8 protein-coding genes are annotated in these 9,356 nt (G+C 56.2%); 4 read left to right on the top strand and 4 right to left on the bottom strand.

The genetic code is table 11. The annotated features are described in order from the left end of the window. Positions 1-205: 205 nt before the first annotated feature. Positions 206-904, bottom strand: coding sequence for a cytochrome b N-terminal domain-containing protein (locus LKE08_RS07550; RefSeq protein ID WP_324703600.1), 699 nt, complete (start codon positions 902-904; stop codon positions 206-208). A gap of 401 nt (positions 905-1,305) precedes the next feature. Here LKE08_RS07550 and LKE08_RS07545 point away from each other — a divergent pair, with 401 nt between their 5' ends. From LKE08_RS07545 to LKE08_RS07530, 4 genes are all read left to right on the top strand, one after another. After that, positions 1,306-1,920: a MarC family protein gene (locus LKE08_RS07545; RefSeq protein ID WP_324703599.1), complete on the top strand. Its 615-nt coding sequence runs from the start codon at positions 1,306-1,308 to the stop codon at positions 1,918-1,920. Between the two features lie 4 nt (positions 1,921-1,924). After that, the gene (locus LKE08_RS07540) at positions 1,925-2,395 is read left to right on the top strand and encodes a GNAT family N-acetyltransferase (protein ID WP_324703598.1); all 471 of its coding nucleotides are present in this window, start codon (positions 1,925-1,927) and stop codon (positions 2,393-2,395) included. Positions 2,396-2,481: 86 nt separating this feature from the next. After that, entirely contained in the window at positions 2,482-3,324 is an 843-nt protein-coding gene (map, locus tag LKE08_RS07535; RefSeq protein ID WP_324703597.1) for a type I methionyl aminopeptidase, read from the top strand. 170 nt (positions 3,325-3,494) lie between these two features. Continuing rightward, a complete protein-coding gene (locus tag LKE08_RS07530) occupies positions 3,495-4,235 on the top strand; it encodes a response regulator transcription factor (protein ID WP_324703596.1) in 741 nt (246 codons plus the stop codon). 336 nt (positions 4,236-4,571) lie between these two features. Here LKE08_RS07530 and LKE08_RS07525 read toward each other — a convergent pair whose 3' ends face one another. From LKE08_RS07525 to LKE08_RS07515, 3 genes are all read right to left on the bottom strand, one after another. Beyond that, positions 4,572-5,330, bottom strand: coding sequence for a PHP domain-containing protein (locus LKE08_RS07525; RefSeq protein WP_324703595.1), 759 nt, complete (start codon positions 5,328-5,330; stop codon positions 4,572-4,574). 188 nt (positions 5,331-5,518) lie between these two features. After that, positions 5,519-6,706 carry a HetZ-related protein gene (locus LKE08_RS07520; protein WP_324703594.1) on the bottom strand — a complete coding sequence of 396 codons (1,188 nt, stop codon included), beginning with the start codon at positions 6,704-6,706 and terminating at the stop codon, positions 5,519-5,521. 425 nt (positions 6,707-7,131) lie between these two features. After that, on the bottom strand, positions 7,132-9,072 hold the full coding sequence (locus LKE08_RS07515) for a cation:proton antiporter (protein WP_324703593.1): 1,941 nt from the start codon (positions 9,070-9,072) through the stop codon (positions 7,132-7,134). Positions 9,073-9,356: the final 284 nt, after the last annotated feature.

The following is a 9,356-nucleotide window of genomic DNA, read 5'->3' as shown; positions in this document are numbered from 1 at the left end:
CATCCCCCCCAGCCCCCCTTTGAAAGGGGGGAGAAAGGGGGGAGAAAGGGGGGAGTAAGGGGGGAGTAAGGGGGGAGATAGGGGGGAACCGGAGACTGGACTCCCCTCTCCCAGAATTGGGAGAGGGGCCGGGGGTGAGGGCGAGAGTCTCAAATTCGGTCGGGGGGCCGATTTCCCGATCATAATGGGAATGTTTGAATTTTCCTCACTCTCGGCGGGCGGATTCCATCTCATCCGTCTCGGCAGACTGCCGCTTTTCGATGATTTGATTCAACATCTGTTCGACTTTTTCCTCCCGCTTTTCGAGTTGTATCCGGCGTTCCCGGCGATCTTGGAATAGCAAGCCGACGAGGTGGACGACGGCCCCGGCGATCGCGCCGACGGATAAAATGTAGCTGTGGAGGGCGTATTGCCGCAAAATCGTGGCGGTGGAAATGCCGCCGCCCCCGGTGAGGACCTCCCGCAGCAAAGGCCCGATCGCCGGAATCGCTTCCACGGTGCCCAATTCGATGGAAAATCGCCAAAATCCGGTCTGACTCCAGTCGAGGGACATGGCGGTCCATCCCAATCCGATCGCTGCCAAAATCAAGAAAATTCCGCTAATCCAACCTGTCAGCCAACTGGCGCGAAATTGGCGTCCGAGAAACATGACCACCATCTGCACCAAACCGAGGGCGATGACGAAGTTTCCGGCGTAGTCGTGCAGTCCCCGTACTAACCAACCGAAGTTGACTTCGTTGTTGAGATATTCCAAAGAATGATAACTGCCCCCGGCGGTGGGTTCGTAGTAAAACGCCAGCATTGCCCCGGAGAGGGCGGCGGTGAGGGTGAGGGTGAGAATGGCGATCGCGATCGCGGTTGACGTGCGCCTCAGCGCGAACGTCGGGTTAATTTCTCTCAGCATCGTAATATAACGTAAATAAACTTCATGAAAAATTGCAATGGCAAGCTCGGGAGAAATTGGGGATAGATTTCTCCAAATTGCCGATTTATGGAGAATTGAGTTCCTTCAGCCGTGGGGGAGCGCGATCGCCCCCCCTGTCGCACGGATGAAAATCTACATAAAACTTAACATATTTTTTAATCGATCGGGGATTAGCCCCGGGTGCGACTCCCGTCGATTTTTTTCCTCCGGTCGGAGCGATAAATTCGGGGTACAATCGAGGTCTGAGTTGTATGATGGGCTACAATAACCGGGGCGCGATCGTCCGCCGCCCTCGATGTTAAAGTGTACAACCGGAATCGAAACAACCGAGAATCCATTATTCAAATGCATCTAGGCTTCAGAACCGGAGCCGAATTGATATGATCGACAGTTTGCTGCAATCCTCGACCTTCTTATTCGTGCTTTTGAATCCCTTTTTGATGAGCATTTACCTGATCGATTTGATTCAAGAATTGGATTTTAAAATTTTTGCCAACTACCTGATTCGGGGGACGACAATCAGCGGATTTGTATTCATTTTATTTGCCTGGTTCGGGGAATCAATTTTCACCCAAGTTTTGCAGGTAGAATTTGAATCATTCATGGTTTTTGGCGGCATCATCTTTTTGATCCTCGCCATCCGCTTTTTCTTCGGGGGAAGTCAGGCGCTCGGACAGTTGCGCGGACAGCCCAAAGATATCGCCATCACCATCGCCATGCCCTACATGATCGGGCCAGGCACCATCAGCGCCAGCGTCCTGGCGGGGAGTCGGCTGTCGCCCCCGCTGTCGGCTGTCACGATCGCCTTCACTTTATCGATGACGGCCCTTTCAATTCTGTTTTTTAAATGGCTCCACGATTATGTCAAACAGCGCGACGAAGCCCTGATCGAGCGCTACATCGACATTGCCGGACGGACGACGGCGATGATTTTGGGGACGTTTTCCATCGACATGATCCTGCAAGGGATCGAAACTTGGATCAAGGAGTTTTAAGGCGATGCAACTCGACATCCGGATCGCAACTGTGGCCGATTTATCGACGTTAAATAATTTGTATGCCGAGATGGACGGGGAATCGGAACTCCCCCCCGAAACGGTCGAAACCCTGTTCGAGCAAATTCGGGCAATTCCCGACTATCGGATTTATATCGCCGAGTCGGAGGGGGAAGTGGTGGGGACCTTTTCGCTGCTGACGGTTCCGACCTTCATGCACCGGGGGTTTCACAAATTTGCGGTATTGGATGCCGTCACCGTGATGCCTTATAGTCGGGGGCGGGGGTTCGGCCGGGAGATGATAAAGGAAGCGATCGCCCTGGCCGCGGCGGCGGGGTGTTACAAAGTGACCTTATCATCGAACTTGAAACGCGATCGCGCCCACGGCTTTTATCGGTCGCTGGGGTTCGAGCAACATGGCTGGAGTTTCAGCTTGAAAACCGTACCCGAACGGCCGGATTTGACGGTGACATAGATCGGGGGTATCGAACAATTGCTACAATTTAAAAAAGGTTGCAACATTCCGGAATATCCATTTTTAGTTGATCAAATATCGAAATAATGAAAAAACTTTTCGGCGAACTGATTTCCAAATCCACCCGACCCAAACCGACCCCCCCCACGATCAAAAAGCGGGGTCGCGGGATTCACGTCAAATCTCCCGACGAGATCGAAATCATGCGGCAGGCCAGCCGAATTGTCGCCACGGTTCTCAAGGAGATCTCGGAACTGGTGAAACCGGGGATGACCACCGCCGACCTCGACGCCTACGCGGAACGCCGCATCCGGGAAATGGGGGCGGTTCCCAGTTTCAAGGGCTACCACGGCTTCCCGGCCACCATCTGCGTGTGCCTCAACAACGAGGTCGTCCACGGCATCCCCCGCAAAAATAAGGTGATCCGCACCGGGGACGTGCTGAAAGTGGACACGGGCGCTTACTATCAGGGGTTTCACGGGGATTCCTGCATTACCGTGCCCGTCGTCGAGGTGTCTCCGGAAGCCGCGAAACTGATCCGGGTGGCCCAGGAGTCCCTCTACAAGGGGATCGAACGGGTGAAAGCGGGGGCCGATTTGCTGGATATTGCCGGGGCGATTCAAGATCACGCGGAAGCCAATAATTTTCGGATCGTGGAGGAGTTCACCGGCCACGGTGTCGGGCGGAATTTGCACGAGGAACCCTCGGTTTTTAATGTCCGCACCTACGATTTGCCCAACGTGAAGTTGAAGGCGGGGATGACGCTGGCGATCGAACCGATTTTGAATGCGGGGTCGCGGTTCACCCGCATCCTCTCTGATCGCTGGACGGCGGTGACGGTGGATAATTCCCTGTCGGCTCAATTTGAGCATACCGTGTTGGTGACGGAGAACGGCTACGAAATTTTGACCGATCGCGATCGGGTGTAGGATCGGGAAAACCTGCCGTCGGAGGGTCGGTCTTTCGGAGATCAAACCGAAAATTTCAAGTTCGGTTCAGGCCGGGAAAACCGATCCTTTGACAGAGGTTTGAAAGGGGCAAAATTCGTTACATTCTAGATTAGAAGTCTGAATTTTTAGGGAAAAAAGGTAGAGTGCCGATGTCGAGTCAAGCCCAAGGAAATGAGCGATCGGGAGACAACGTACCGTCCCTTCCCGCCCGTTTGTTATTGGTGGACGACGAACCGGGATTGAGGGAAGCGGTTCAAGCCTATTTGGAAGACAGCGATTTTCTCGTCGATGTGGCGAGTAACGCCCGGGAAGGGTGGGAATTGTTGCAGCAAAATTTGCCCGATCTGGTGATCACGGATATCATGATGCCGGAAGTGGACGGGTATCAGTTTTTGCAACAAATGCGGGAAGATCCGAAGTTCAAAGCCCTCCCCGTGGTCTTTTTGACCGCCAAAGGAATGACGACCGATCGCATCCAGGGTTATCAGGCGGGCTGCGACGCCTACCTGTCGAAACCCTTCGACCCCGAAGAACTGGTGGCGATCGTCAAAAACCTGCTGGAACGCCGCGCCAGGGTCCGCACGGAAGGGGAAGACGGGGCTCCGGACATCACCGCCCTGGCCGGACAAATTGCCCGCATCGAAAATATGTTGAAGGGCAAAAGCGGGATCAGTCCCAGCCCCTCTCCCATCAAAATTGACCTGACGCCGAGGGAGCAAAGCGTGTTGGATTTGGTCGCCCAAGGGCTGATGAATAAAGAAATCGCCCGCCGGTTGGAAACGAGCGTCCGCAACGTGGAAAAATACGTCAGCCGCCTGTTTACCAAAACCGGAACCAACAGCCGCACGGAGTTAGTCCGCTACGCCCTCGAACACGGACTGACACAATAGTGTTAAGAAATGGCTCCCCGCTCTCTTTCGTTTGGTAAAGAAGGATTGCATTAGTTTAAGATTTGTGCGAAATCCGGGGTGCCCTCGAATTCTCTTGTTAGGTTTTAGGTGGATGTCAACTGAACATGACATGAGACGGAGGCCGTATGAAAACTTCCAACCTACCTTCAAAAGCGACCCAAACCCTATTCCAGACCTTTCTACTTCTGGTCTTACTGTTGGCTTTTCTGATGGTAATGAGTATGGGAGGGGCGGTTTGATTTGAAATTCCCAACTCAGTTTCATGGAAAATGACGGTCAGTTCCGGAGCGGGACTGGCCGCCCAAACATCGATCCCTAAAGCCTCAACGAGATATCGGTGCCGTGGGTATCGGTGCCGCAGGTTTGCAGTAGATCGTGAGTTTTCGCCAACGCTTGAATTTGTTCGGTGACGTTGGGAGTCGGGCGCCAGGGTTTGGTATGGCGGTAGCTGTAGTAAACTTCCACCCCGTCGATACCCAAACGGTCGGCTTCGGGAATGAGTTCGGCGGCGGGGCGGCGATATCGAGCCGGGTGGGCGAGAACCGCTATTCCCCCCGCGGCTTGGATAGCGGAAATGACCGCTTTGGCATCGTATTCCCGACCCCGGGCGACTTGACGTCGCAGGTAGGGGCGGAGGCAGGGCGAGTTGGTGTCGAACCCGTATCCCAAAATGTGGACATCCGTTTTGAGCAGTCCGGCATTAATTTCGATGCCGGTCCACAGGGTGGGGGTGTCGGCGCGACGTTCCGGGTGGTCGATTTTCCAGCGGTCCAACCAATCTTGAGCCGCCCGATACCCCTCGGTGGTGTGGTGGTCTGTGATGGCGAGTCCCCGGAGTCCGATCGCGATCGCCTGCTGTATCACAGCGATCGGATCGAGCTGTCCGTCCGATTTCGTGGTATGAATGTGAAAATTGTAGGATGTCGGACAGCTATCGGCATCAATCGCTGTAAAAACTTGAGTGAGTGTTGGCTGGCTGGAAGCCCCGGCCCGTGCGGATGGGTCTCGGGCGAATCCCCGCTCCGAAGAGAAGCGGGGGAACCCAGCAGAAGCCGGCGCAAGATTGACTGACATAGCCGTCGATTTCTTAATAAACCGTTACTTCGATCTACTGTATCTAATTTGTCAGGCCATCGTGGCGATTCAGGCCAATTCGATGGGAATTTTAGATTTAAAATTCTTATCAATAACCGTCCCGCGAGGGGAAAGGGATGGGGTGACCGGGAGGAGTTTGGAAAAGACCGATCCCCATCGCCCCCCCTTCAAGCGGACGCCCCGTCATCATTCCGATAGCCCGCCGCCAGATCCAGGAGTTTCGCCCAGCGCTTGTGCACCTGTTTGGGGGTGCATTTGAGAGTCGCCGCGATCGCCTTGTCGCCCCGTCCCTCCCGCTTCAGTTGCAGCAGGGTTTGTTGAGCCGGAGACAGCTCTTTGTGAAACGCCTCCCACTGCTCGGCGGTCATGCCCAGCTTTTGATCCAAATCCGCGCCCAGCCACTCGTGGACCAGTTTCCAGTTGTGGGAGCGGGCGAACTTTTCGACGTGGTACTTGAAGCGCTGCTGCAAGTAGTCCCGCTGGCGAGGCGTCAGATTGAGGGCCTTGTCGATGTCGCTGGCCTGCAAATCCTGCAATTTCAAGATCAGGTAATCCACGCATTCGGACTGACCCTGAGATTCCAGGTACTGCACCAGCTCGGCGATGACGCGATCGCGCAGCACCGCATCGGCGGGATCGACCATTTCCGAAACCATCTGTTCGCGAATTTGCTGCATGGCGTGGGAACGGCTCTGGGCTTCAGCCTCCTCCGTCTTGCCCCCTTCCACCGCCAACTCGATATCCAGGGACATTTCCGGGGGTTGACCCTTGGCGAACCCCTGGGCGCGGAGGACGATCAGGCGCTGGCGGTTGCGGCCCGGCAGGCCGATCTGGCGCTTGGCGTACTGTTCAGTAAAGGCCATGTACTCCGAGAGTTCCAGTTGGGTGCGGGGGGTGTAGTCTTCCCCGACCGGGTGTTCCCGCCGGAAGGCGCGCAGGGACTCGATGTAGAACCCTTGCAGGAAATCTTCGATCAAATTGTACCGGGCTTGGAAGTGCAGGTTGGAGTGGAAAGAGGCGACGTGGCGGTAAACCATCGCGGCCAGATTCGAGTGCAGTTCCACCCGGCCCTGGCGGGAACCGAGGCGGTAGTATTGCAGGCACTTTTGCAGGCGGTGGCGGCCGAGGTTCAGTTGCCAGGTTCCGATCTCGCCGGACTCCTGAATGCGCTTGCTCTTGTTGCAGATCCGCTCCACTTCCAGAGCGATCCGCATCATCACGGAGCGGCTGCTGGCGGGTTGGGTGCCGAGCAGGTTTTGGAGTTCTTGCAGGAGTTTTTCCGCCAAGGTTTCGACTTCGAGGGTGGAGATTCCGGGGGTGTCGGGGGTGTCGGCGGCATTGGTGTTGACAAACATCGTGTAGACCTCGGTGATTGAACCATTGCAGAGGTCGAGCTGGGTGGGAAAGTGCTTTCAATCCATCCCCGTCCTGATTCAACTCTCTACAGTTTGAATAGTAGGAGGGACGAAATCCAAACAGGGATTGAGGTGTACCACTCTCTGAAGTAACTGCGATCGCGGGTGGGGTCAACCCCACCGAACAGACCGGGTGTCGGGGGCAGCGAGGGTTCAAAACCTTTGTGAGATCGGGGTTTTAGGCGATCGCGAACCGGCGATCGTGATCGGTATTCCGTCAGCTCGCATAGGTCTGTAGAGTGGACAGTTTGCCAACTGGTTCCCTCCGGTCGGGTGAGGCCTCTTTCCGGAAAATTGATTATGGACAATCGACAATTGATAATTGACCCGCTGCCATTCATTTCCCCCGGCTCGCCGCGGCCGCTTCAGGCGTTGTTGTCTTCGACGGCGATCGGTTCGAGATCCTGCAGGTTTTGGGGGGACGGGATCGGGACCTCCTCAACCACGGGATGTTTTTCCAAGGTCAGGTCGGTCTGTTGGGAGCCGGAGAGGCGTTTGAGCAGTTTGGGCTTGGGGTCGTGGAGCAAATAGATGATGCGATCGCCCGCCTGCCAGGTTTCTTCCACCGGGATCACCTGCAATTGATCTTGGCGCTTGAGCAACAGGGGGACGAACTCACCCGAGCGGATCATCGCCTGTAGGTGCGATCGTTGAAACTCCAATCCGGGTTGTCTGAGCAACGTTTCCCCCAACTTGACTTCCCGTTCTTCGACATACTTGTTCCACTGCTTGAGGGGGAACTCCGGAATAAACGCCTGTTTCACCTTCTCCTTGGCGTTGTGGTTGGAATTTTTCTTTTGGGGTTCCTGGGGGAAGATCGCCAGCACCCGGGGGGGCTGAAATTCCTCCGCCGCCCGCTGGGCCAAAACCAGATTCACCTCGCCGTTGCTCGTCATCGCCAGGAACGTCCCCATCGATTCGAGTCCAGCCTCCTCCAAAACGCTCGTATCCAGGGCACTGCTTTGGTAAACCCGCAGGCCCTCGTGTTTAGCCCGTTCGCAGGCCTCCGGGTCTGTATCGATGATCACGACGGACTCATCTTGCTCCTGGAACATCCGGCCGATCAGGCGGCTGATGGGGTTGGACCCGACGATGACGGCGCCCGTGGCGGTGCTGGAGGTGACGCCCAACACTCGGGCCACCCAGCGGGCGGTGAGTCCCTGCGTCACCACGGTCATGATGATGGTGAGGAACACCAGAGCCTTGATGGAATCTCCCCCGTTGATCCCCCTTTGGGTCAACAAAATTGCGAACAGGGAGGATACGGAAGCGGATACGATCCCCCGCGGCCCGATCCACGAGATGAAGGATTTTTGCCGCCAGTTGAGCTTGCTGTTGAGGGTGCACAGCCAGACGTTGAGGGGGCGGACGACGAACATGAGGGCGAGTACCGTCAAGACGCTACCCCAGCCGAGGGCGACGATACTTTGCAAGGACAGATCCGCGGCCAGCAGGATAAATAACACCGACACGCACAGCATCGTGAGCTGTCCCTTGAAGCGCCTCAGTTGGCGAATTTCCGGCACTCCGACGAAGCGCACCATGATGCCGGCCACCACCGCCGTCATCAGCCCGGATTCGCTGCTGACGAGTTCGGCGACATCGTAGAGTCCCCAGAGGGCGGCGAGGACAACCAAATTTTTGAGGTCTTCGGACATGAACTGGGCTTGTTTGAGGCTCCAACCCAGCAGGGCACCGCCGACGACGCCGACGGTGGCACCGATGCCCAGGCGGGCAACCAGTTCTTGGAAGAGTTCCACCGGATTGGCGCCGCCGCTGAGGACGACGTTGAGGACCAGGACGGCCAAAATGGCACCGATGGGGTCGATGAGGACGCCTTCCCCCTCCAGGAGGGCCGCGACGGGGCGATCGACGGACACTTGTTTGAGCAGGGGGCCGACCACCGTCGGGCCGGTGACGACCACCAGGGAGGCGTACAGGAAGGCGATCGGCCAGGGAAATTCTCCCAGCCAGTGGGCGGCCATCCCGCCGCCGAGCAAGGTGATCAAAGTCCCGGCCGTCACCAAATTGCGGATGCTGCCGGAAACTTCTCCGATCGCCCGCAATTCCAAGCTCAGGCCGCCTTCAAACAGGATCAGGGCGACGGAGAGGGAGACGATGACTTCCAAGCCGTCGCCGAGCAGGTTGGGGTGAACCAATCCTAGGCCGTCATTGCCGACCAGAATCCCGAACAGCAGCAAGAAGACGATGGCCGGAACTTTGAAGTAGTCCGCTACAACTTGAGCACCGATACCGCTGATGACCGTAATCACCATCAGCATGGTGATCTCAAAGGGTGTGTCCATAAGGGTTAGCCGTCGATCTGAACCGATCTATGCAAGTGAAATCGAATTTTGTCAGCCCGGATCTCTCAACATTGCGATCGTCGCTGGGAATTGTAGCAAAAAATTGAACGGCGGTGGATCGCAGGCATGGAGGCCTGTGAGGCCTGTGAGGCCTGTGAGGCCAACTCCTCAATCATCTTTAGATGATTTGGGCTGTTAGCTTGGGAATTATAGCGCTGCGCGCGGTCCGAGGCCGTCGGTATTAGGGAGTCGGAAACTGAAACGGCTTTTCTATAAGGGTTTGA

Source organism: Lyngbya sp. CCY1209, assembly GCF_035615495.1.
Classification (GTDB): Bacteria; Cyanobacteriota; Cyanobacteriia; order Cyanobacteriales; family Microcoleaceae; genus Limnospira.
Note: the sequence above shows the minus strand (reverse complement) of the source record. Positions and strands in the feature narration are given on the sequence as shown.